This is a genomic window from Streptococcus sp. FDAARGOS_520 (assembly GCF_003812685.1).
Taxonomy (GTDB): Bacteria; Bacillota; Bacilli; order Lactobacillales; family Streptococcaceae; genus Streptococcus; species Streptococcus agalactiae.
This window is the reverse complement of sequence record NZ_CP033810.1, coordinates 550,615-572,740: the sequence shown is the minus strand read 5'-3', so window position 1 is coordinate 572,740 and position 22,126 is coordinate 550,615. Positions and strand designations below refer to the sequence as shown.

23 protein-coding genes are annotated in these 22,126 nt (G+C 35.9%); 17 read left to right on the top strand and 6 right to left on the bottom strand.

What is annotated here, in order from left to right:
- The first annotated feature begins 8 nt into the window (after positions 1-8).
- From rpsG to EGX96_RS02975, 9 genes are all read left to right on the top strand, one after another.
- Positions 9-479, top strand: coding sequence for a 30S ribosomal protein S7 (gene rpsG / locus EGX96_RS03015; protein WP_000087842.1), 471 nt, complete (start codon positions 9-11; stop codon positions 477-479).
- Between the two features lie 154 nt (positions 480-633).
- On the top strand, positions 634-2,712 hold the full coding sequence (gene fusA, locus EGX96_RS03010) for an elongation factor G (protein WP_000090323.1): 2,079 nt from the start codon (positions 634-636) through the stop codon (positions 2,710-2,712).
- Positions 2,713-2,915: 203 nt separating this feature from the next.
- Entirely contained in the window at positions 2,916-3,926 is a 1,011-nt protein-coding gene (gap, locus tag EGX96_RS03005; protein WP_000260656.1) for a type I glyceraldehyde-3-phosphate dehydrogenase, read from the top strand.
- A gap of 208 nt (positions 3,927-4,134) precedes the next feature.
- Positions 4,135-5,004, top strand: a complete 870-nt coding sequence (locus tag EGX96_RS03000) for a 5'-nucleotidase, lipoprotein e(P4) family (RefSeq protein WP_000858929.1) — start codon at positions 4,135-4,137, stop codon at positions 5,002-5,004.
- A 134-nt stretch (positions 5,005-5,138) separates the two neighbouring features.
- Positions 5,139-6,335: a phosphoglycerate kinase gene (locus EGX96_RS02995; RefSeq protein ID WP_001096753.1), complete on the top strand. Its 1,197-nt coding sequence runs from the start codon at positions 5,139-5,141 to the stop codon at positions 6,333-6,335.
- A 262-nt stretch (positions 6,336-6,597) separates the two neighbouring features.
- Entirely contained in the window at positions 6,598-7,137 is a 540-nt protein-coding gene (locus EGX96_RS02990; RefSeq protein WP_000854121.1) for an FUSC family protein, read from the top strand.
- A gap of 79 nt (positions 7,138-7,216) precedes the next feature.
- Positions 7,217-7,588 carry a MerR family transcriptional regulator gene (locus EGX96_RS02985; protein WP_000664338.1) on the top strand — a complete coding sequence of 124 codons (372 nt, stop codon included), beginning with the start codon at positions 7,217-7,219 and terminating at the stop codon, positions 7,586-7,588.
- A 33-nt stretch (positions 7,589-7,621) separates the two neighbouring features.
- Positions 7,622-8,968 (top strand): type I glutamate--ammonia ligase, encoded by a 1,347-nt coding sequence (glnA, locus tag EGX96_RS02980; protein WP_000156221.1) that lies wholly within the window; start codon positions 7,622-7,624, stop codon positions 8,966-8,968.
- A 147-nt stretch (positions 8,969-9,115) separates the two neighbouring features.
- Complete coding sequence (locus EGX96_RS02975) at positions 9,116-9,625, top strand: CHAP domain-containing protein (RefSeq protein WP_000392202.1); 510 nt, start codon at positions 9,116-9,118, stop codon at positions 9,623-9,625.
- A 157-nt stretch (positions 9,626-9,782) separates the two neighbouring features.
- On the opposite strand, the gene rnjA is transcribed toward EGX96_RS02975, so the two are convergent.
- The gene (rnjA, locus tag EGX96_RS02970; RefSeq protein WP_000065498.1) at positions 9,783-11,462 is read right to left on the bottom strand and encodes a ribonuclease J1; all 1,680 of its coding nucleotides are present in this window, start codon (positions 11,460-11,462) and stop codon (positions 9,783-9,785) included.
- 53 nt (positions 11,463-11,515) lie between these two features.
- Positions 11,516-11,746 carry a DNA-dependent RNA polymerase subunit epsilon gene (locus EGX96_RS02965; RefSeq protein WP_000639570.1) on the bottom strand — a complete coding sequence of 77 codons (231 nt, stop codon included), beginning with the start codon at positions 11,744-11,746 and terminating at the stop codon, positions 11,516-11,518.
- A gap of 178 nt (positions 11,747-11,924) precedes the next feature.
- On the opposite strand from EGX96_RS02965, the gene tsaB reads away from it, so the two are divergent.
- From tsaB to EGX96_RS02945, 4 genes are all read left to right on the top strand, one after another.
- Positions 11,925-12,617, top strand: a complete 693-nt coding sequence (gene tsaB, locus EGX96_RS02960) for a tRNA (adenosine(37)-N6)-threonylcarbamoyltransferase complex dimerization subunit type 1 TsaB (RefSeq protein WP_000978604.1) — start codon at positions 11,925-11,927, stop codon at positions 12,615-12,617.
- Between the two features lies 1 nt (position 12,618).
- Positions 12,619-13,026 carry a ribosomal protein S18-alanine N-acetyltransferase gene (gene rimI, locus EGX96_RS02955; protein WP_000445945.1) on the top strand — a complete coding sequence of 136 codons (408 nt, stop codon included), beginning with the start codon at positions 12,619-12,621 and terminating at the stop codon, positions 13,024-13,026.
- Between the two features lie 75 nt (positions 13,027-13,101).
- The gene (gene tsaD / locus EGX96_RS02950) at positions 13,102-14,112 is read left to right on the top strand and encodes a tRNA (adenosine(37)-N6)-threonylcarbamoyltransferase complex transferase subunit TsaD (protein ID WP_000655087.1); all 1,011 of its coding nucleotides are present in this window, start codon (positions 13,102-13,104) and stop codon (positions 14,110-14,112) included.
- 119 nt (positions 14,113-14,231) lie between these two features.
- Positions 14,232-15,257 carry a threonine aldolase family protein gene (locus EGX96_RS02945; protein ID WP_000902186.1) on the top strand — a complete coding sequence of 342 codons (1,026 nt, stop codon included), beginning with the start codon at positions 14,232-14,234 and terminating at the stop codon, positions 15,255-15,257.
- A 360-nt stretch (positions 15,258-15,617) separates the two neighbouring features.
- Here EGX96_RS02945 and rpsN read toward each other — a convergent pair whose 3' ends face one another.
- Complete coding sequence (rpsN, locus tag EGX96_RS02935; protein WP_001085659.1) at positions 15,618-15,887, bottom strand: 30S ribosomal protein S14; 270 nt, start codon at positions 15,885-15,887, stop codon at positions 15,618-15,620.
- Positions 15,888-16,063: 176 nt separating this feature from the next.
- Here rpsN and EGX96_RS02930 point away from each other — a divergent pair, with 176 nt between their 5' ends.
- On the top strand, positions 16,064-16,828 hold the full coding sequence (locus EGX96_RS02930; protein ID WP_001005780.1) for a DUF4931 domain-containing protein: 765 nt from the start codon (positions 16,064-16,066) through the stop codon (positions 16,826-16,828).
- A 43-nt stretch (positions 16,829-16,871) separates the two neighbouring features.
- Here EGX96_RS02930 and EGX96_RS02925 read toward each other — a convergent pair whose 3' ends face one another.
- Positions 16,872-18,044 (bottom strand): NAD(P)/FAD-dependent oxidoreductase, encoded by a 1,173-nt coding sequence (locus tag EGX96_RS02925; RefSeq protein ID WP_000683561.1) that lies wholly within the window; start codon positions 18,042-18,044, stop codon positions 16,872-16,874.
- Positions 18,045-18,178: 134 nt separating this feature from the next.
- Between EGX96_RS02925 and EGX96_RS02920 the strand changes: the two genes are divergently transcribed.
- The 3 genes from EGX96_RS02920 (at position 18,179) to EGX96_RS02910 (ending at position 20,198) form a co-directional block, all read left to right on the top strand.
- Positions 18,179-18,715: a DUF536 domain-containing protein gene (locus EGX96_RS02920; RefSeq protein WP_000215421.1), complete on the top strand. Its 537-nt coding sequence runs from the start codon at positions 18,179-18,181 to the stop codon at positions 18,713-18,715.
- Between the two features lie 43 nt (positions 18,716-18,758).
- On the top strand, positions 18,759-19,346 hold the full coding sequence (locus tag EGX96_RS02915; RefSeq protein WP_000811662.1) for a 3'-5' exonuclease: 588 nt from the start codon (positions 18,759-18,761) through the stop codon (positions 19,344-19,346).
- Positions 19,347-19,472: 126 nt separating this feature from the next.
- Positions 19,473-20,198 carry a MerR family transcriptional regulator gene (locus EGX96_RS02910; RefSeq protein ID WP_001292007.1) on the top strand — a complete coding sequence of 242 codons (726 nt, stop codon included), beginning with the start codon at positions 19,473-19,475 and terminating at the stop codon, positions 20,196-20,198.
- Between the two features lie 69 nt (positions 20,199-20,267).
- Here the strand turns inward: EGX96_RS02910 and EGX96_RS02905 are convergent, their stop codons facing one another.
- Both EGX96_RS02905 and EGX96_RS02900 read right to left on the bottom strand, forming a co-directional pair.
- The gene (locus EGX96_RS02905) at positions 20,268-21,458 is read right to left on the bottom strand and encodes an SAM-dependent methyltransferase (protein ID WP_000244923.1); all 1,191 of its coding nucleotides are present in this window, start codon (positions 21,456-21,458) and stop codon (positions 20,268-20,270) included.
- Between the two features lie 159 nt (positions 21,459-21,617).
- Positions 21,618-21,917 carry a YbaB/EbfC family nucleoid-associated protein gene (locus EGX96_RS02900; protein WP_000981511.1) on the bottom strand — a complete coding sequence of 100 codons (300 nt, stop codon included), beginning with the start codon at positions 21,915-21,917 and terminating at the stop codon, positions 21,618-21,620.
- Positions 21,918-22,126: the final 209 nt, after the last annotated feature.

The window sequence follows — 22,126 nt, the reverse complement described above, 5'->3', positions numbered from 1 at the left end:
AAGAGAAAATGAGTCGTAAAAATCAAGCGCCTAAACGCGAAGTATTGCCAGATCCATTGTATAACTCAAAAATCGTTACACGTCTTATCAACCGTGTAATGCTTGATGGTAAACGTGGTACTGCTGCAACTATCGTATATGATGCTTTTGAAGCAATTAAAGAAGCTACTGGAACAGATGCTCTTGAAGTGTTCGAAACAGCTATGGAAAACATCATGCCTGTCCTTGAGGTACGTGCACGCCGTGTTGGTGGATCAAACTACCAAGTTCCTGTCGAAGTTCGTCCAGAACGTCGTACAACTTTAGGACTTCGTTGGTTGGTTAACGCATCACGTGCTCGTGGTGAACACACTATGAAAGATCGTCTTGCAAAAGAAATCATGGATGCTGCAAACAACACAGGAGCATCAGTTAAGAAACGTGAAGATACTCACAAAATGGCTGAAGCTAACCGTGCCTTTGCACACTTCCGTTGGTAAGATTACTCTCTTTTTGAGACTTATCATAGCTACTAAACAAATTGTTTGGTAGATAGCAATGTTAGCAATTAGAACGGGTAGGTCCTGCCTATCCGTTTTTTATAAATAGTGTTATAATAAAGAAGTAAATAATTTAAAATATAGGAGAAACCAAATGGCTCGCGAATTTTCACTTGAAAAAACTCGTAATATCGGTATCATGGCTCACGTCGATGCTGGTAAAACAACAACAACTGAGCGTATTCTTTACTATACTGGTAAAATCCACAAAATCGGTGAAACACACGAAGGTGCTTCACAAATGGACTGGATGGAACAAGAACAAGAACGTGGTATCACAATTACATCAGCTGCAACAACAGCACAATGGGATGGTCACCGTGTTAACATCATCGATACACCAGGACACGTGGACTTCACAATTGAAGTTCAACGTTCACTTCGCGTACTTGATGGTGCGGTAACAGTTCTTGATGCTCAATCAGGTGTAGAACCTCAAACTGAAACAGTTTGGCGTCAAGCAACAGAATACGGAGTTCCACGTATCGTTTTTGCTAATAAAATGGATAAAATCGGTGCTGACTTCCTCTATTCAGTACAATCACTTCATGACCGTCTTCAAGCGAATGCACACCCAATTCAATTGCCAATTGGTTCAGAAGACGATTTCCGTGGTATTATTGACTTAATCAAAATGAAAGCTGAAATCTATACTAATGACCTTGGTACAGATATCCTTGAAGAAGATATTCCAGCAGAGTATGTTGATCAAGCAAATGAATATCGTGAAAAATTAGTAGAAGCAGTTGCTGATACTGATGAAGATTTGATGATGAAATACCTTGAAGGTGAAGAAATCACTAACGAAGAGTTGATGGCTGCTATTCGTAAAGCAACTATCAATGTTGAATTCTACCCTGTATTGTGTGGTTCAGCCTTCAAGAATAAAGGTGTTCAATTGATGCTTGATGCTGTTATTGATTACCTTCCAAGCCCACTTGATATTCCTGCAATCAAAGGTATTAACCCTGATACTGACGAAGAAGAAACACGTCCTGCTTCAGATGAAGAGCCATTTGCAGCGCTTGCCTTCAAGATCATGACAGATCCTTTCGTGGGTCGCTTAACATTCTTCCGTGTGTACTCAGGTGTTCTTAATTCAGGTTCATACGTGTTGAATACATCTAAAGGTAAACGTGAACGTATCGGACGTATCTTACAAATGCACGCAAATAGTCGTCAAGAAATTGAAACTGTTTATGCTGGGGATATCGCAGCGGCTGTTGGTTTGAAAGATACAACTACAGGTGATTCATTGACTGATGAAAAATCAAAAGTTATTCTTGAATCAATTGAAGTTCCAGAACCAGTTATCCAATTGATGGTTGAGCCAAAATCTAAAGCTGACCAAGATAAAATGGGTATCGCCCTTCAAAAACTTGCTGAAGAAGATCCAACGTTCCGCGTTGAAACTAACGTTGAAACTGGTGAAACAGTTATCTCAGGAATGGGTGAACTTCACCTTGATGTCCTTGTTGACCGTATGAAACGTGAATTCAAAGTTGAAGCAAACGTTGGTGCACCTCAAGTATCATACCGCGAAACATTCCGCGCTTCTACACAAGCACGTGGATTCTTCAAACGCCAATCTGGTGGTAAAGGTCAATTTGGTGATGTTTGGATTGAATTTACACCAAACGAAGAAGGTAAAGGATTCGAATTCGAAAATGCTATCGTCGGTGGTGTGGTTCCTCGTGAATTTATTCCAGCCGTTGAAAAAGGACTTGTAGAATCTATGGCAAACGGTGTTCTTGCTGGATATCCAATGGTTGACGTAAAAGCTAAACTTTACGATGGTTCATACCATGATGTTGACTCATCTGAGACAGCCTTCAAGATTGCTGCATCACTTGCACTTAAAGAAGCTGCTAAATCAGCGCAACCAGCTATCCTTGAGCCAATGATGCTTGTTACAATTACAGCTCCAGAAGACAATCTTGGTGACGTTATGGGTCACGTGACTGCACGTCGCGGTCGTGTTGATGGTATGGAAGCACGTGGTAATACACAAGTTGTTCGTGCCTTTGTTCCACTTGCTGAAATGTTTGGTTATGCAACAGTTCTTCGTTCTGCAACACAAGGACGTGGCACATTCATGATGGTATTTGACCACTACGAAGATGTTCCTAAGTCAGTTCAAGAAGAAATCATCAAGAAAAACTCTGGTGAATAATTTCTGAAAACTTATGAAAGGTACTCGAAAGAGTATCTTTTTTTCTTTTTGAAAGTGGTAAATTCATTGCAATTTTTCTCGAAAAAAGATATAATAATTGTGTTGAAAGATTTTTGCACATATGTACAAGTTAATCTTTTCACATTGGTTAGGGGGATCCCTAAAATAAAATATTTGAGATTTTCATAAGGAGGAAATCACTAATGGTAGTTAAAGTTGGTATTAACGGTTTCGGTCGTATCGGTCGTCTTGCATTCCGTCGCATCCAAAACGTAGAAGGTGTTGAAGTTACTCGTATCAACGACCTTACAGATCCAAACATGCTTGCACACTTGTTGAAATATGACACAACTCAAGGTCGTTTCGACGGTACTGTTGAAGTTAAAGAAGGTGGATTCGAAGTTAACGGTCAATTTGTTAAAGTTTCTGCTGAACGCGAACCAGCAAACATTGACTGGGCTACTGATGGCGTAGAAATCGTTCTTGAAGCAACTGGTTTCTTTGCATCAAAAGAAAAAGCTGAACAACACATCCATGAAAATGGTGCTAAAAAAGTTGTTATCACAGCTCCTGGTGGAAACGACGTTAAAACAGTTGTTTTCAACACTAACCACGATATCCTTGATGGAACTGAAACAGTTATCTCAGGTGCTTCATGTACTACAAACTGTCTTGCTCCAATGGCTAAAGCTTTACAAGACAACTTTGGTGTTAAACAAGGTTTGATGACTACTATCCACGCATACACTGGTGACCAAATGATCCTTGACGGACCACACCGTGGTGGTGACCTTCGTCGTGCTCGTGCAGGTGCTGCAAACATCGTTCCTAACTCAACTGGTGCTGCAAAAGCTATCGGACTTGTTATCCCAGAATTGAACGGTAAACTTGATGGTGCTGCACAACGTGTTCCTGTTCCAACTGGATCAGTAACTGAATTGGTTGCAACTCTTGAAAAAGACGTAACTGTCGAAGAAGTAAATGCAGCTATGAAAGCAGCAGCTAACGATTCATACGGTTATACTGAAGATCCAATCGTATCATCTGATATCGTTGGTATTTCATACGGTTCATTGTTTGATGCTACTCAAACTAAAGTTCAAACTGTTGACGGTAACCAATTGGTTAAAGTTGTTTCATGGTACGATAACGAAATGTCATACACTTCACAACTTGTTCGTACACTTGAATACTTTGCAAAAATTGCAAAATAATTTTTAATTAATATGATGTAAAAGAGGGATTTATCCCTCTTTTATTTTTATAAATAAAAAATAATACGAATGTTTTTTCATTTTATTATAGAAAATTATCAGAAAATAAATGAAAAATGAATTATATTGACTATAAGTTAAAATAAGGTTTGATTTTGAAAGTAAGCAGTGGTATGATTTAATTGAAAAAATATAGAGGAGAAGTTTTATGAAGACTACAAAAGTTTTTTCAGTTTTATCGTTATCTGTTGCTGTATTTATGATGACAGCATGTCAGTCAAACCACAGTACTAAAAAAGCTGATATGTCTCCAGATAAGGTGGAGCAAAAGACGAAATTTAAAAATATTTCTCTAAGTTCTAATAAACTGTTGGCTAAGGAAAACACTATGTCTGTCCTTTGGTATCAAAATTCTGCAGAAGCCAAGGCTTTATATTTACAAGGTTATAATGTTGCTAAAATGAAGTTAGATGATTGGTTACAAAAGCCCAGTGAAAAACCATATTCAATTATCTTAGATTTAGATGAAACAGTTTTAGATAATAGCCCATATCAAGCAAAGAATATTAAAGATGGCTCTAGTTTCACGCCAGAGAGTTGGGATAAATGGGTGCAAAAGAAATCAGCTAAGGCTGTTGCGGGTGCCAAAGAATTTTTGAAGTATGCTAATGAAAAGGGAATAAAAATTTATTATGTCTCAGATCGTACAGATGCTCAAGTTGATGCGACTAAAGAAAATTTAGAGAAGGAAGGTATACCTGTTCAAGGGAAAGACCACTTGCTTTTCCTTAAAAAAGGAATGAAATCTAAAGAGAGTCGCCGTCAGGCAGTTCAAAAAGATACCAATTTAATTATGCTTTTTGGAGATAATTTAGTTGATTTTGCTGATTTTTCTAAATCATCTAGTACAGATAGAGAACAACTACTAACTAAACTTCAAAGTGAGTTTGGTAGTAAATTTATTGTTTTCCCAAATCCTATGTACGGTTCTTGGGAAAGTGCTATTTATCAAGGAAAACATCTGGATGTTCAAAAACAATTGAAAGAACGACAAAAAATGTTGCATTCGTATGATTAATAAGTATACGAATTCTCTTGAAAACAACTAGGAAAATCTATGAAATCTATTTGTGAAAAAGTAATCAATAATTACAACTGTTCACAAAAATATGTTATAATAAATAATATCAAATTATATAAGGAGTTTTACTAATGGCTAAATTGACTGTTAAAGACGTTGATTTGAAAGGTAAAAAAGTCCTCGTTCGTGTTGACTTTAATGTGCCTTTGAAAGACGGCGTTATCACTAACGACAACCGTATCACTGCGGCTCTTCCAACAATCAAGTATATCATCGAACAAGGTGGTCGTGCTATCCTCTTCTCTCACCTTGGACGTGTTAAAGAAGAAGCTGACAAAGAAGGAAAATCACTTGCACCGGTAGCTGCTGATTTAGCTGCTAAACTTGGTCAAGATGTTGTATTCCCAGGTGTTACTCGTGGTGCAAAATTAGAAGAAGCAATCAATGCTTTGGAAGATGGACAAGTTCTTTTGGTTGAAAACACTCGTTTTGAAGATGTTGACGGTAAGAAAGAATCTAAGAATGACGAAGAACTTGGTAAATACTGGGCTTCACTTGGAGATGGAATCTTCGTTAACGATGCATTTGGTACAGCACACCGTGCTCATGCATCAAACGTAGGTATTTCAGCAAACGTTGAAAAAGCTGTAGCTGGTTTCCTTCTTGAAAACGAAATTGCTTACATCCAAGAAGCAGTTGAAACTCCAGAACGCCCATTCGTAGCTATTCTTGGTGGCTCAAAAGTTTCTGATAAGATTGGTGTTATCGAAAACCTTCTTGAAAAAGCTGATAAAGTTCTTATCGGTGGTGGTATGACTTACACATTCTACAAAGCTCAAGGTATCGAAATCGGTAACTCACTTGTAGAAGAAGACAAATTGGATGTTGCTAAAGACCTCCTTGAAAAATCAAACGGTAAATTGATCTTGCCAGTTGACTCAAAAGAAGCAAACGCATTTGCTGGTTATACTGAAGTTCGCGACACTGAAGGTGAAGCAGTTTCAGAAGGGTTCCTTGGTCTTGACATCGGTCCTAAATCAATCGCTAAATTTGATGAAGCACTTACTGGTGCTAAAACAGTTGTATGGAACGGACCTATGGGTGTCTTTGAAAACCCTGACTTCCAAGCTGGTACAATCGGTGTAATGGACGCTATCGTTAAACAACCAGGCGTTAAATCAATCATCGGTGGTGGTGATTCAGCAGCAGCTGCTATCAACCTTGGCCGTGCTGACAAATTCTCATGGATCTCTACTGGTGGTGGAGCAAGCATGGAATTGCTCGAAGGTAAAGTATTACCAGGTTTGGCAGCATTGACTGAAAAATAATAGTCATTATAATTTATATTAAAGGACATGCTGATGCATGTCTTTTTTTAGTTGATAATGTAGAGTTATTGAACTTTCCTTGACTTCATTTATCATTTACTAGTTTTTAGATATAGTGGTATTTGGTTGACACTGCAATTTTCAAAAGTTTATGACGATTTGATATAAATTGGTTTATAAAAGATATACTAGTAATAAATAAAACGTTTACAAAAAGGGTTTTATGGATTGATATGTTAGAATATATAGTGAAGGGATAGGTATGAAAACGTTAAAAAAATTATTATCTAATTACAAGTTTGATATTAAAAAGTTTAAATTGGGAATGAGAACATTTAAAACAGGCTTATCGGTCTTTTTAGTTTTATTGGTTTTTCATTTATTTGGTTGGAAAGGGCTTCAAATTGGTGCTCTAACTGCTGTATTTAGTTTAAGAGAAGACTTTGATAAAAGCGTGCACTTTGGTTTTTCTAGAATTATTGGTAATAGTATAGGTGGCTTACTCTCCTTAGTATTTTTTGCATTCAATGAGATATTTCATCAAGCTTTTTGGGTCACTTTATTAATTGTTCCTATTTGTACCATGTTATGTATCATGATTAATGTTGCTTGTAATAATAAATCAGGTATTATTGGGGGAACAGCCGCATTACTTATTATAACTTTATCTATCCCAAGCGGAGAGACAATTCTATATGTTTTTGCACGTATTTTTGAAACTTTTTGTGGTGTTTTTATTGCAATGATGGTTAATACAGATATTGAAATACTTCGGAAAAAACTAAAAAATAACAAATTATAGTTTGATGTCATAAAATCTCACATGAGAGTTGACATCAAACTTTTTAAAGTTTATAATGGTTTAATGAAAGGAGGCCATCATGAAAGAAAGAGAACTTAGGCGTACAATGGCTGTATTCCCGATTGGAGCTGTTATGAAGTTGACAGATTTGACTGCCAGACAAATTCGCTATTATGAGGATCAAGGGTTAATCACACCTGAACGTACTGAAGGTAACCGCCGCATGTTTTCACTGAATGATATGGACCGCTTACTGGAAATAAAAGACTTCATTAGCGATGGTTTGCATATTTCTGATATTAAAAATGAATACATGCAAAGACAACATAAGTCCAAAGAGAAACAAAAGTCATTATCAGATGCCGAGGTTCGTCGACTTTTACAAGATGAGCTCCGTAATCAAGGGCGTTTTTCAAGTCCTTCACAGCACATTGGAAATATGCATTTGTAAACATGCAGTCAAGCTAGATATTAAGGAGACTATATGACTATCACAGCAGAAGATATTCGTCGCGAAGTTAAGGAAAAAAATGTTACCTTCCTCCGTTTGATGTTCACAGATATCTTAGGAGTAATGAAAAATGTCGAAATTCCGGCTACAGATGAACAATTAGACAAAGTTTTATCAAATAAAGCAATGTTTGATGGATCTTCTATTGAGGGCTTTGTTCGTATCAATGAATCTGATATGTATTTATATCCTGATTTAGATACTTGGATTGTCTTTCCTTGGGGAGATGAAAATGGAGCTGTTGCAGGTCTAATCTGTGATATCTATACAGCAGAAGGAGAACCTTTTGCCGGAGATCCACGTGGAAATCTTAAGCGTAATATGAAACGTATGCAAGAGATTGGCTATAAGTCATTTAACTTAGGACCAGAACCTGAATTTTTCCTATTTAAAATGGATGAAAATGGTAACCCAACACTTGATGTTAATGACAAAGGAGGCTACTTTGACTTAGCTCCAACAGACTTAGCAGATAATACACGTCGTGAAATTGTTAATGTCTTAACACAAATGGGCTTTGAAGTTGAAGCTAGTCATCATGAAGTAGCAGTTGGACAGCATGAAATTGACTTTAAATATGATGATGTTTTAAAAGCCTGTGACAACATTCAATTATTTAAATTGGTTGTTAAAACAATTGCTCGTAAGCATGGTTTATATGCTACTTTTATGGCAAAACCTAAGTTTGGTATCAATGGTTCAGGTATGCATTGTAATATGTCTCTTTTTGATAATGAAGGGAACAATGCTTTCTTTGATCCAGAAGATCCACGTGGAATGCAATTATCAGAGGATGCCTACTACTTTTTAGGTGGGTTAATGAAACACGCTTACAATTACACAGCTATCATTAATCCAACTGTTAATTCTTATAAACGTTTGGTACCAGGATACGAAGCACCAGTTTACGTTGCTTGGGCAGGTCGCAATCGTTCGCCACTTATTCGTGTACCTGCATCTCGAGGTATGGGAACACGCCTAGAATTGCGCTCGGTTGACCCAACAGCAAATCCTTATCTTGCTTTATCAGTACTTTTGGGATCAGGACTTGAGGGAATCGAGAATAAAATTGAAGCACCAGAACCAATTGAGACAAATATCTATGCTATGACTGTAGAAGAACGTCGTCAAGCAGGTATTGTTGATTTACCATCTACTCTTCATAATGCTCTTAAAGCACTTGAAGAAGATGAAGTGGTAAAAGCGGCCCTAGGAACTCATATCTATACTAATTTCTTAGACGCTAAGCGTATTGAATGGGCAAGTTATGCGACTTATGTTTCACAATGGGAAATTGATAATTACCTAGATTTATATTAATCATAAGAATGTTTATAACTAGTTTTAGGCTTTATTTTGTAAAGTCTAAAACTAGTTTTTTTGTAAATTATTGTAAAAAATTGCCTAAAACTTGTTACAGGTTTTCATTTGTCTGTTATATGGATTTGATAAACTAGGAGTCATCAGATGGAGGAAAACATGAACATAAAACAATTAAAGTCTAAAACAATGCTTGGAACAGTGGCTTTGGTGTCCGCTTTTTCATTTGCTTCAACAAATGCAGATGCGAATACATATAACTATGCAGTAGATGTAGACTACCTAGCAAGTGCGGAGGAAATTGCTCAAGCACATCCAGCTAGTAATACGTTTCCACTAGGTCAATGCACATGGGGTGTAAAGGAGATGGCAACATGGGCAGGTAACTGGTGGGGAAACGGTGGTGATTGGGCTGCGAGCGCCGCATCAGCTGGTTATACAGTAGGGACACAACCGCGCGTGGGTTCTATCGTATGTTGGACTGATGGTAGTTATGGACATGTGGCTTATGTTACAGCTGTAGATCCTGTCACTAATAAAATTCAGGTTTTAGAATCTAATTATGCAGGTCATCAATGGATTGATAATTATCGTGGTTGGTTTGATCCACAAAATACAGTAACACCAGGGGTAGTTAGCTACATTTATCCGAATTAATCTATAAAGAACTCCTCACATAGACGGTATAAAAGTACGATACTGTTTGGAGTTCTTTTATATTCTATAGTTATCCCAGAAGTAATTTGATATATTAACTTATTTTGCTAATATAGGCAATTAAAAAGAACGGAGAAAGTATTTTCCGTTCTTTTGTTTATTTATCAGGGGTAAGGACCATAGGAATAATGATAGGCTCACGCTCAGTTTTTTCATATAAGAATGGGCGTAAGGCATTAACAATAGCTCCATTTACTGATTGGATACTTGCATCTTTATTTTTCAGTGCAATACGAATAGCATTGAATAAGATATGTTGGCTTTCGCGAATAAGGTCCCCAGATTCTCTCATATAGATAAAGCCTCGGCTAAGGATGTCTGGTCCAGCTAAAATCATTTTTGAATCGAAATCAACGGTAGCAACGGCAAGGACAACACCATCTTCAGATAAGTCGTGGCGGTCACGTAGAACTGCCGCACCAATATCGCCAATACCATTCCCATCAACGTAGATATCTTGAGCATTGAAATGTCCAGCAATACGAGCAGAGTCGCTCGTTAAAGCTAAAACATCACCGTTTTCCATAATGAAGATATTCTCTTTAGGAATACCTGTGTCAACTGCTAAACCAGCATGGACTTTTTGCATGCGATACTCACCGTGTACGGGCATGAAATACTTTGGTTTAATCAAGCGTAACATTAATTTTTGTTCTTGTTGACCACCATGGCCGGAGGTATGGATATTGTTAATTTTACCATGAATAACATCGACACCAGCTTCTTGAATGGTATTGATTAATTTATTGACACTTGTTGTATTACCAGGGATTGGGCTTGATGAGAAAATCACAGTATCACCAGGCTGCAAAGTAACTTGACGATGAGTACCATTAGCGATACGAGCAAGTGCTGCCATAGACTCACCTTGACTACCTGTACACATAATTAAAACTTCACTAGCATGAAGATTTTTAAGTTCGCTTGGCTCAATGAAGGTACCTTTTGGAACTTTAATATAGCCAAGTTCAATACCGTTAACAATTGCCTTTTCCATTGACCGTCCAAAAACAGCAATTTTACGACCAGTTTTAACAGCAGCTTCAGCAGCCTGTTGGAGTCGGAAGATGTTTGAAGCAAAAGAGGCGAAAATAATACGTCCCTCGATACCTTCGATAATCTTCATAATAGATTGCCCAACAATTTTTTCGGAATTAGTGAAGGTTGGAACTTCAGCATTTGTCGAGTCTGATAAAAGGCAGAGGACACCATCTTCACCTAGAGCAGCCATACGATGTAAGTCAGCGGGCTCCCCAACAGGTGTAAAGTCAAATTTGAAGTCACCTGTACAAATAACCTTACCTTGAGGGGTATGAATAACAATACCTAATGGTTCAGGAATGGAGTGAGTAGTGCGGAAAAATGTAACGCTTAAGTTTTTAAAAGTCAGCTCTGTATTAGCGTGGATTTCGTATAATGTAGCGTCACGAAGTAAACCATGTTCTTCTAACTTACCTTTGATTAGAGCAAGAGCGAGAGGACCTGCATAAATCGGTAAATTAGCTTGTTTTAATAGAAAAGGAATACCACCGATGTGGTCCTCGTGCCCATGAGTTATAACAAGGGCCTTGATACGGTCAATGTTTTCAACGATATATGAATAGTCTGGGATAACATAATCTATTCCCAAAAGATCATCTTCAGGGAATTTAATACCAGCGTCTACAATAATAATTTCGTCTTGATATTCGATACCGTAAGTATTTTTTCCGATTTCACCGAGACCACCAATCGCATAAACCCCAACTTCTTCGGGTTTTAAGTTGATATTTGACATAATAAGTTTATCATAATGGGTAGATTACTCTAGCTATTATGTTTAACTCCTTTCTAGAACTCAGTGAGCTCGAAAACACCAGTTTCTTTTTCATATTCAAGGTGTTTGTCTGAAAGTAACTCGATGAATTCGATATTGTAAGCTGTATTTTCTTCAACTAGTTTACGTGCAGCAATGCGACCTTCTAATTCATTAGCTGCATCAATAGTAACGTAAAGTGTTTTGGTTTGCTCACGACGTGGGTTGCGTTCTTTTGTTTCTTGATAGAAAACTTTATAAATCATAATAATCCTTTCTTATCTCTCGGTTTTTCTAACTATAAAAAAATGGGTCAATGCCGTTAAGTGAGACAATGACAAACCATTATTAAGTTTTTATAGAGTAATAGAATTAACCTTGATTCGTTGCAATTATCATGATTATATCATAAAATAAGAGGTAGAATCAAGTAAGGGAAGTTAAATGATGAAAGTTTTAGCCTTTGATACTTCAAGCAAAGCACTATCAGTGGCTGTACTAAACAATATGGAATGTTTAGCGACTGTCACTATCAATATCAAAAAGAATCATAGCATTAATTTGATGCCAGCCATTGATTTTTTAATGCAATCAATTGATTTAGAACCTCAAGATTTGGACCGTATCGTAGTAGCAGAGGGTCCAGGATCTTATACGGGCTTACGTGTAGCTGTTGCTACAGCAAAAATGCTAGCTTATACGCTTAAGATTGACTTAGTTGGAGTATCTAGCCTGTACGCTTTAACAAATGGATTTTCAGAAAATGATTTATTGGTACCACTTATAGATGCACGACGTAATAATGTTTATGTTGGTTTCTATCAAAATGGTGATACTGTTAAACCAGACTGTCACACTTCTCTTGAAGAAGTCTTACAAGAGGTGGGGAATAAAGCCAATGTTCATTTTGTCGGAGAGGTTGCAGCATTTTTTGATCAGATTAAGAAAGCCTTACCACATGCTAAAATTACAGAAACTTTACCTTGTGCAGTAGCAATTGGGCGCAAAGGACAAAAAATGAAAAGCGTTAATGTAGATGCGTTTGTTCCACGATACTTAAAACGTGTTGAAGCTGAGGAAAATTGGTTAAAAAACCACTGTGAAACGAATACAGAAGAATATATTAAGAGAGTTTGAGATGGAATCATCAGAACAAGCACTGGCTATATGGAGCGTACTATCTGATGTCTATGACAAATCTCCGTGGAGTTTATCGCAGATTTCAGAAGATTTAAAAAAAGATTCAACAGATTATTTTTTTGTTTATAATGACGGTGAAGTCATTGGTTTTTTGGCTCTTCAACAATTGGTAGGTGAAGTAGAAATTACTAATATTGCTGTTAAAAAAAATTATCAAGGTAAAGGTTATGCTTACCAGTTAATGTCAATGATCGCTGATATAGAGGTGCCAGTTTTTCTTGAGGTTCGTTATTCAAATATCGTAGCACAAAAACTTTATGAGAGGTGTGGTTTTGTAGTTTTAAGAAAGCGCAAAAATTATTACCATGATCCAATTGAAGATGCTATAGTGATGCGCAAGGGATAAATAGTTGATGATAGAAAGGATATGAATAGTCCTCAATACTAATGGAAAAGACGATATTGATGGATTAATATCATTATGAAAGATAGATATATTTTAGCAGTGGAAAGTTCATGTGATGAAACTAGTGTTGCTATTTTAAAAAATGATAAAGAGTTACTAGCTAATATTATTGCAAGTCAAGTTGAAAGTCACAAACGTTTTGGTGGTGTTGTTCCTGAAGTGGCAAGCCGTCATCACGTTGAAGTAGTAACAACCTGTTTTGAGGATGCTCTTCAAGAAGCAGGTATTGTTGCTAGCGATTTGGATGCTGTTGCTGTAACATATGGTCCGGGATTAGTAGGAGCCTTATTGGTAGGTATGGCTGCAGCAAAAGCTTTCGCTTGGGCAAATAAATTACCTCTAATTCCTATAAACCACATGGCAGGTCATTTAATGGCAGCACGTGACGTTAAGGAACTTCAATACCCATTGTTAGCTTTGCTTGTCAGTGGGGGACATACAGAATTAGTATATGTTTCTGAACCGGGAGATTACAAAATAGTAGGAGAAACTCGGGATGATGCTGTTGGAGAAGCTTATGATAAAGTAGGCCGTGTTATGGGCTTAACTTATCCAGCAGGTCGCGAGATTGATCAGTTAGCTCATAAGGGTCAAGATACTTACCATTTTCCTAGAGCGATGATCAAAGAAGATCATCTTGAATTTTCTTTTTCTGGATTAAAATCTGCATTTATCAATTTACATCATAATGCAGAACAAAAGGGTGAAGCATTGGTTCTTGAAGATTTATGTGCTTCCTTTCAGGCGGCTGTTTTGGATATTTTATTGGCCAAAACTCAAAAAGCTTTGCTAAAGTATCCAGTGAAAACTTTAGTCGTTGCTGGTGGAGTTGCAGCTAATCAAGGACTTCGGGAACGCTTGGCTACTGATATTTCTCCTGATATTGATGTGGTTATTCCTCCTCTTAGATTATGTGGGGATAATGCAGGAATGATTGCATTAGCAGCAGCGATAGAGTTTGAAAAAGAGAATTTTGCTTCTTTAAAATTGAATGCCAAACCTAGTTTAGCTTTTGAGAGTTTATAGGTGTTCATAATATCAAAACGCTTGTTTTGATATTTTTTATTTGTTATAATGATTGAATATTCAAAAATATTAGCAAATGATATTGTCGCTATTTTTTTAACTAATAAAGGAGTTAAGGAATGTTACATTTTGAAAATGATTATAATAAAGGAGCTCATCCAGAGCTTTTAAATGCCCTTATTGAAACTAATGATCAAGGTCTATCGGGATATGGGACAGATAGTTACTGTCAACAAGCGGCAGATAAAATTCGAGAAGTCTGTTCCTGTCCACAAGCTGAAGTTGAGTTTTTAGTGGGTGGTACTCAAACAAATCAAGTAGTTATCAGTAGTATGCTTGCTTCTTATGAAGGAGTTATTGCTGCAGAAACAGGTCATGTGAGTAGTCATGAAGCAGGAGCCATAGAATTTTCAGGGCATAAGGTATTGACTTTACCTTCTCATAATGGGAAATTACTCGCAAGCGAAGTCGCAACTTATATTGAGACTTTTTATGCTGATGGTAATTACCAACACATGGTTTTTCCAGGAATGGTTTATATATCACATCCAACAGAATATGGAACACTTTATAGTAAAGCAGAACTAGAAGAGTTATCGAAGATTTGTAAACATTATCAAATCCCCTTATTTATTGACGGTGCTCGTCTGGGGTATGGTTTGGCTGCGAAAGATACAGATGTTGATTTCCCAACGATTGCAGCCTTATCAGATGTTTTTTATATTGGTGGAACCAAAATGGGGGCTCTTGCTGGGGAAGCAGTTGTTTTCACAAAGAAAAATCGTCCAAAACAGTTTACTACAATTGTAAAGCAGCATGGTGCGTTATTAGCCAAGGGAAGATTGCTGGGGCTTGCTTTTGATCGTTTCTTTACGGATAACCTTTACTTAAAAATTGGAAAGCATGCGATCGACTTAGCAGAGGAATTAAAAATCATTTTAGAAGAAAAAGGTTACTCATTCTATTTAAAATCACCAACTAATCAACAATTTATTATTGTAGAAAATACAAAACTAGCAGATTTAGCAAAGAATGTAGCTTATAGTTTTTGGGAAAAATATGATGACCATCATACTGTAATACGTCTAGCAACTAGTTGGTCAACTAGTCGCGAAGATGTAACTGCTTTAAGAAATGTCTTGTGAGTTTTTAATAAAAGAAATATTATTCAGTAGTGACTATTACAAAATAATAGTCTTGTTTTTGGGATTAACTAAAAGAATTTTATCAGTATTTATAATAATAAAAAGCTCGGTATCTTGGCATACCGGGCTTTTTGAAAATAAATAAATTGGCATCTATGATTTGAGATAAGAAAAATTTTTTCATCTTTTATTATTAGTCATTTAAGGATTGATGAGATCCTACATTCCTATGATAATAAAATTTTGAAGAAGTTTGTAATAGCTGAGTAAATACTCAACAGGTTAAATAATTACAATGTATTAACTATTCGTCCACACTCAATAGAATAGTCATAAAAAGTAACTATTTGTCTTCACGAATTACCAGCTTGCTTTTTTAATGCCAGGAATTTGGCCTTTGTAAGCTAGGTTACGGAAGTTAATACGACTCATACCGAATTTACGCATGTAAGCGTGAGGACGGCCATCGATTAAATCACGATTTTTAAGTCGGTTAGGGTTAGAATCTTTAGGAAGTTTACGAAGTGCTTCGTAATCACCCTTTTCTTTTAACTCACGACGTAGTTCAGCATATTGTTCTACGAGTTTTTGCTGTTTTTGAAATTTAGCAATTTTTGATTTCTTAGCCATGATTTCTCCTTTCCCAAAAAGATTTTTCTATCCCAAAACAGGGTACCTAGTTTACTGGTAATTAACCAGTAAACAAGACATGATTCTATTATACTCTTTTCAGCTAAGAATGCAAGGAAAATGTTAACTGGATAAGTATTATATTGTAATGGTGATGAATGTGTTACAATAACAGTATGAATGAAAGATATATCCGATTTAACCCTAATATCGCGAAACAAAAACCCAGCAATAAAGACAAATGTCCATTTTGTGATAAAAGCCAATTAGGAAAAATCCTAGACGTGAAAGACGATATGATCTGGGTAGAAAATAAATACCCAACTTTAGAAGAAACCTATCAAACATTGGTGATTGAATCAAATGATCACAATGGGGATATTTCAGTTTATAGTGAGTCAAAGATGCGCCAATTGTTAGATTATCTTTTGTCAAAATGGCAATTAATGGAAGAAAGTGGTCATTACCGTTCGGTCGTTCTTTATCGAAATTTTGGGCCCTTATCTGGCGGAAGTTTACGACATCCTCATAGCCAAATTGTTGGCTTAAAAAACGTAGATGCTTATGAAACGTTGAACTTAGATTGGTTTGATGGTATCGAGGTTTGTTCGGAAACGAGTCAACAAGCAGAGATTAGTATTGCCAATCGTCCTATGCTTGATTTCACAGAGTTCACAATTAAAGTATCCAAATTGGAAAACGCTATTTTGATTGCAGATAGTTTACCAATTTTGTGTCATTATATTTTAAATGAATTCTTGGGAGGGCGCTGTAAATCTTATAATCTCTTTTTCTATAAGCATGATGGGGGTCTTATTTGTAAAATTGTTCCTCGTTTTATAGTATCCCCTTATCAGATTGGGTATGCTATTCATCAGGTAAATTTACCAGATGAATTGGAAAAAATCAAAGAAGCCTTAAGAGCCAAATATTATCTTTAAATTCTATATAAAAAAGCTGACGGAATTGTTCAGCTTTCATGTATTAATAGTGTAAGCTACCAGCTACCCAGCCTGTACATAAGGCAGAAGTAATGTTAAACCCTCCCGTATGAGCATTGATGTCTAGGACTTCACCAGCAAAATGTAAACCAGCTACCTTTTTACTTTCAAGTGTTTTGGGGTTTATTTCTTTAAGATCAACTCCCCCTTTTGTTACAAAGGATTTTGCTAGAGACATCTTGCCAGTTACTAAAATAGGAAGTTTTTTAAGTTTTTGAATTAACATTTCTAAGTCTTTTACAGATACTTGTTTTACTTTTTCGGGTAAGTCTTCAGCGTAAAATTCAGCTAAACGCTCAGGAAGAAGTATTTTAAGAGCGTTTTTCAAAGATTTTTCTCTTTCATTTTGGAAGTGTATTTCCAATTCTTTAACAGAGATATTGGGCAAAACATCTAGGTATATAGTTTCTCCGCCTTTGACAAAGCTAGAAATTCGCAAGGCTGCTGGTCCTGATAATCCAAAATGAGTAAAGAGAAGATCGTGTGTAATAATATGCTTTTCAAATGACAAAGTGACATCATCTAAGGAGATACCTTGTAGTTTTTTATGGGGAAAATCAGTTAAAAGAGGGCTTTCGGCGGCTTCCATATCTGTGACTTCTAATTTAAAGTGACGAGCAATGTCATGACCGAAACCAGTAGAACCTGTAGACGGATAGGATTTACCACCAGTTGTTACGATAAGTTTATCGGATGCGAACTGTGTATCTTTAGTTTTGATATAGAATGAATCTCCTATCTTTTTGACAGAGACAACTTCTGTGTCAGTCATAATTTGACCACCAAGTTCTTTTATTTTATTTTCAAGGGCGTTAATGATAGTACGAGATTTATCAGTAGTAGGGAACATACGCCCATGATCTTCTTCTTTTAGTGTGACGCCGTTGTCTTGAAAGAAGTTAATAATATCATGGTTATCAAATTGTGAGAAGACGCTATATAGGAAACGGCCATTTCCAGGTATACCAGCTAAGAGCTCATCAAGGTTTCCATTATTGGTAACATTACAGCGGCCACCACCTGTTCCAGCTAGTTTTTTGCCTAAACGTTTATTTTTCTCAATAAGAAGTGTTTTGTTGCCGTAAAAATTTGAGGAAATAGCTGCCATCATTCCAGCAGGTCCACCACCTATAATTATTGTGTCATAATGCTTCATAATCTTATTCTAGCATATAAATAGAGAAATAGACGTCAAAATGTCTTGTTTGACACTTTAAGTTGACAGTAAATTGACACTAGATTAGGATTGTGATATTCTTTTATAAGAAAATCAGTACAAAAGAGGAAGTTATGACAGTTGAAAAGACGGTTAGTGAATTAGCTGAAATTTTAGGGGTTAGTCGTCAAGCGATGAATAACAGAGTTAAAACACTCCCTGAAGAATGTGTGGAAAAGAATAGTAAAGGCGTTACAGTTGTTAATCGTGATGGCTTGATTAAATTGGAAGAAATCTATAAAAAAACTATTTTGGAAGAGGAACCAATTGACGAAGAAGCATCAAGACGAGAACTTTTAGAAATTCTCGTTGATGAGAAGAATACTGAAATCACACGTTTATATGAACAGTTAAAAGCAAAAGATATTCAGATTGCTTCAAAAGACGAGCAGTTACATGTAAAAGATATTCAAATAGCAGAGAAAGATAAGCAATTAGATCAACAACAGCAATTGACTTTAACTGCTATGGAAGATACGCAACGTCTGCAACTTGAGTTAAATGAAGCTAAAGCAGAGGTTGAGGAGATTCAAGAAGCCAAAGAAGAAAAAATTCAAGAATTAGAAGCTGTTAAAAAAAGTTTCTTTGGACGTTTCTTCAATAAAAAATAGAATAAAAGCGTAAGGAGTTTCCTTGCGCTTTTTAGGAGAAATAATGAAACAATTACAAGAATATATAGCTTTTGATTTAGAGTTTAACACGGTTGGTGAGCATAGCCATATTATTCAAGTGTCGGCCGTTAAATATTCTAATCATCAAGAGATTGCTTTATTTGATACTTATGTTCACACAAAAGTTCCATTACAAAGCTTTATTAATGGTTTAACAGGTATTACAGCTAGAGATATTATAGGGGCTCCTAAAATTGAGATAGTTTTGACAGACTTTCAGAGTTTTGTTGGAGATACACCACTGATTGGTTATAATGGGTATAAATCGGATTTACCCCTTTTAGTTGAAAATGGTTTGGATCTAACTAGTCAATATCAGGTGGACTTATATGATGAAGCTTTTGTGAGACGCAGTACAGATTTAAATGGTATTGTCAACCTTAAATTGACTACTGTTGCTGACTTTTTAGGAATAAAGGGTAAAGCACATAATAGCTTAGAGGATGCCCGTATGACTGCGCGTGTTTATGAAAAATTTCTGGACTTGGATGAAAATAAAATCTATTTAAAACAGCAAAAAGAGGTAGCAGTTGATAGCCCATTTGCGACTTTAGGAAATTTGTTTGATTAATTGTTGTAGTTTTATTTAAAGTTAAAAATACTTAGCGTTATTACTTGCTTATTACCTTAGGTCATTTGATATAGTAAAGGTGTTTCTGATAAAGAAGTGTTTACTATATTAAAGGAGGTGTGAAACATGTCAGAAAAATATTCCACTGGTGACTTAGCTAAAGAAGCAGGAGTTACTGTTCGTACTGTTCAGTACTATGACAAAAGAGGAATTTTATCCCCATCAGAACTATCTGAAGGAGGTAGGAGGGTTTATAGTATTGCTGATTTAGAAAAGCTTAGACAAATTATTTATTTACGAGATTTAGATTTTTCAATTGATAATATCAAAAATCTATTTACTGAAGACAATGCTAGCCAGATTTTAGAGCTTTTTTTACAAGTGCAGATAAGAGAATTAAGGCTAGCTATTGATAGTAAAAAAGACAAACTTGACAAAGCTGTCAACCTACTAAAAACTGTAGAAAAACAAGATAGTAAAACATTAGGCTATCTTTCTGACATTGTGCTTATGGAAGAAAACAAAAGAAAATGGGGTATACTACAAAAAAGCATAGTGCTACAAGTCGTTATGATTATTATGGTCTATATTACGTTAATAATAGCAGCAGTTTCTCTAAATCAAAGATGGCTTATGTGGATAGCAGTAACAGTATTCTTAATAGCTATGAATGGTATGGTTTGGTATTTTAAACAACAGGTTGTTTATCTTTGTCCAAATTGTCATCAAACCTTTACACCGACATATCAAGCATTTAATCTAGCGAAACATACCCCTAAGACGCGAAAAGTATTCTGTCCACATTGTCACCAAAAGTCACATTGTATAGAGTTAGCCAGAGAAGAACGTTAAAGAACTCCCTTGAATTCAAGAGAGTCCTTTTTATTTAGAATAAGTTGGAATACTATAATATTAACTATATCAATTAGCAGAATACATATAATCGCGTGTCATAGGCATAGTGTCTTTTGAAACACCTTTTGAAAGCAAGTATTGAAAAATATCAATATTGCCAGATTCAAAAGAGGCCGCACAAGATTGAAGATAGAGGTCCCACATATTGATAAAACGCTTATCATGAGTTTTCTGAACTTCAGGAAGGGCATTGTGGAAATTTTTTGTCCATAATTCGAGAGTCTTTTGATAGTGACGACGAAGCGGTTCTAAGTCAGCAATTTGAAGTCCAGCACTAGCTATATGATTTAAATTTTCAGTTAAACGAGGGATATATCCTCCTGGGAAGATATACTTATTAATCCAAGAATTAGTTCCACTACCATGATTACCACCCACTTGTCCAGTAATACCATGAATAAGAGCTAGACCATTGATGTTGAGTCTTTTAGAAATGGTTTGGAAGTATTGAGATAAATTTTCTTTTCCTACATGTTCAAACATACCAACACTAGTGATATAATCGTATGTTTCACGAATGTCACGATAATCTTTAATGAGGACTGTTACTTTATTTTCCAACCCTTCTTCCTTGATACGCTTAGTAATGAAAGAAGCCTGCTCTTCACTTAAGGTGATACCTGTCGCATTTAAGCCATATTCTTTAGCAGCAGTAATGATAAGTGTCCCCCAGCCACAACCGATGTCTAGTAATTTCCCTCCCGGCTGAGCATTTAATTTATTAAGAATATGGTGTACTTTGTTTAGTTGAGCTTGCTCTAGACTATCATTTTCATGTTTAAAATAGGCGCATGAATAAGTCATGGTATCATCAAGCCACAGTTTATAGAAATCATTTCCGATGTCATAATGCTTTTGAATGTCGGATTTACTGTGTTTTTTATCATGAAATTGTTTAGGAATCAATTTGCTAAATTTACTATTACGTAGAAAGCTGTCTCCACAGCGGTAAGCTGATAAAATTAATTCTTGTATAGAACCATAAATTTCAATGTCTCCATCCATAACAGCTTCACCCAATACTATGGAAGGGTCTTTTGATAGCTCCGAGACGGAGAAATTTTTGTTTAGTTTAAGTTTGACGTGGGGATTGCTACCATTATAAGTTTCAATATTCCCATTTGGATAAGTGACTTGTAAGGGTATATCAAATGTACTCTTAATCAACTGTTTTATGATTAGACTATCCATAACCATGGTTAGTCACCTTCTCTCTAATATTTTCAATGTTATTATACCTCTCTGCTGATTTTTTGCAAATATTTTTTGAAAATAAAACTTGTTTTCGTGAAAAAATGAAAGAAGTTTGAAATAAAAATCACATTTACAGGTGATTCAGTAAATGTGATTTATTTTTTAGAATGGCATTTTACCCGCAAATGCTCCCATAATTTTTTTTGTAGCATCGTCAACTTGGCTTAAAGCGTCATTGATAGCTTGAGTTGTCATGTCTTGTAGTGTTTCAATATCTTCAGGGTCTACCACAGCTTCTTTGTAATCAATTGAAATTAGCTTTTTATCGCCTGTAAATGTCACGGTAACGAGCTCTTGAGCAGATTTTCCAGTAAACTGGCTAGCTGCTAAATCAGCTTGCTTTTGTTCCATTTGTTTTTGAAGCTTTTGTGCTTGACGCATCATATTTTGCATATTCATCATAAGACTATATTCTCCTAAATTTTGATACCTTACTATTATAGCATAGGATGAGAGAAAAAAGTGATAAACTAAAGTAAGTAGAAGGATTAGATTTATTGAATTTTATTAACCTTAGTTGTTAAATGCTTGTTTTATTAAGTGTTTATACTAAAGATAATGGTATGGGATATCAAGAAGAATTATGTATGCATAAAAGGTTAAAATGGTTA

Coding starts and splice junctions, on each gene's coding strand:
- rpsG (WP_000087842.1), top strand. CDS start 9: ATGAGTCGTAAAAATCAAGCGCCTAAACGCGAAGTATTGCCAGATCCA.
- fusA (WP_000090323.1), top strand. CDS start 634: ATGGCTCGCGAATTTTCACTTGAAAAAACTCGTAATATCGGTATCATG.
- gap (WP_000260656.1), top strand. CDS start 2,916: ATGGTAGTTAAAGTTGGTATTAACGGTTTCGGTCGTATCGGTCGTCTT.
- EGX96_RS03000 (WP_000858929.1), top strand. CDS start 4,135: ATGAAGACTACAAAAGTTTTTTCAGTTTTATCGTTATCTGTTGCTGTA.
- EGX96_RS02995 (WP_001096753.1), top strand. CDS start 5,139: ATGGCTAAATTGACTGTTAAAGACGTTGATTTGAAAGGTAAAAAAGTC.
- EGX96_RS02990 (WP_000854121.1), top strand. CDS start 6,598: ATGAAAACGTTAAAAAAATTATTATCTAATTACAAGTTTGATATTAAA.
- EGX96_RS02985 (WP_000664338.1), top strand. CDS start 7,217: ATGAAAGAAAGAGAACTTAGGCGTACAATGGCTGTATTCCCGATTGGA.
- glnA (WP_000156221.1), top strand. CDS start 7,622: ATGACTATCACAGCAGAAGATATTCGTCGCGAAGTTAAGGAAAAAAAT.
- EGX96_RS02975 (WP_000392202.1), top strand. CDS start 9,116: ATGGAGGAAAACATGAACATAAAACAATTAAAGTCTAAAACAATGCTT.
- rnjA (WP_000065498.1), bottom strand. CDS start 11,462: ATGTCAAATATCAACTTAAAACCCGAAGAAGTTGGGGTTTATGCGATT.
- EGX96_RS02965 (WP_000639570.1), bottom strand. CDS start 11,746: ATGATTTATAAAGTTTTCTATCAAGAAACAAAAGAACGCAACCCACGT.
- tsaB (WP_000978604.1), top strand. CDS start 11,925: ATGATGAAAGTTTTAGCCTTTGATACTTCAAGCAAAGCACTATCAGTG.
- rimI (WP_000445945.1), top strand. CDS start 12,619: ATGGAATCATCAGAACAAGCACTGGCTATATGGAGCGTACTATCTGAT.
- tsaD (WP_000655087.1), top strand. CDS start 13,102: ATGAAAGATAGATATATTTTAGCAGTGGAAAGTTCATGTGATGAAACT.
- EGX96_RS02945 (WP_000902186.1), top strand. CDS start 14,232: ATGTTACATTTTGAAAATGATTATAATAAAGGAGCTCATCCAGAGCTT.
- rpsN (WP_001085659.1), bottom strand. CDS start 15,887: ATGGCTAAGAAATCAAAAATTGCTAAATTTCAAAAACAGCAAAAACTC.
- EGX96_RS02930 (WP_001005780.1), top strand. CDS start 16,064: ATGAATGAAAGATATATCCGATTTAACCCTAATATCGCGAAACAAAAA.
- EGX96_RS02925 (WP_000683561.1), bottom strand. CDS start 18,044: ATGAAGCATTATGACACAATAATTATAGGTGGTGGACCTGCTGGAATG.
- EGX96_RS02920 (WP_000215421.1), top strand. CDS start 18,179: ATGACAGTTGAAAAGACGGTTAGTGAATTAGCTGAAATTTTAGGGGTT.
- EGX96_RS02915 (WP_000811662.1), top strand. CDS start 18,759: ATGAAACAATTACAAGAATATATAGCTTTTGATTTAGAGTTTAACACG.
- EGX96_RS02910 (WP_001292007.1), top strand. CDS start 19,473: ATGTCAGAAAAATATTCCACTGGTGACTTAGCTAAAGAAGCAGGAGTT.
- EGX96_RS02905 (WP_000244923.1), bottom strand. CDS start 21,458: ATGGTTATGGATAGTCTAATCATAAAACAGTTGATTAAGAGTACATTT.
- EGX96_RS02900 (WP_000981511.1), bottom strand. CDS start 21,917: ATGATGAATATGCAAAATATGATGCGTCAAGCACAAAAGCTTCAAAAA.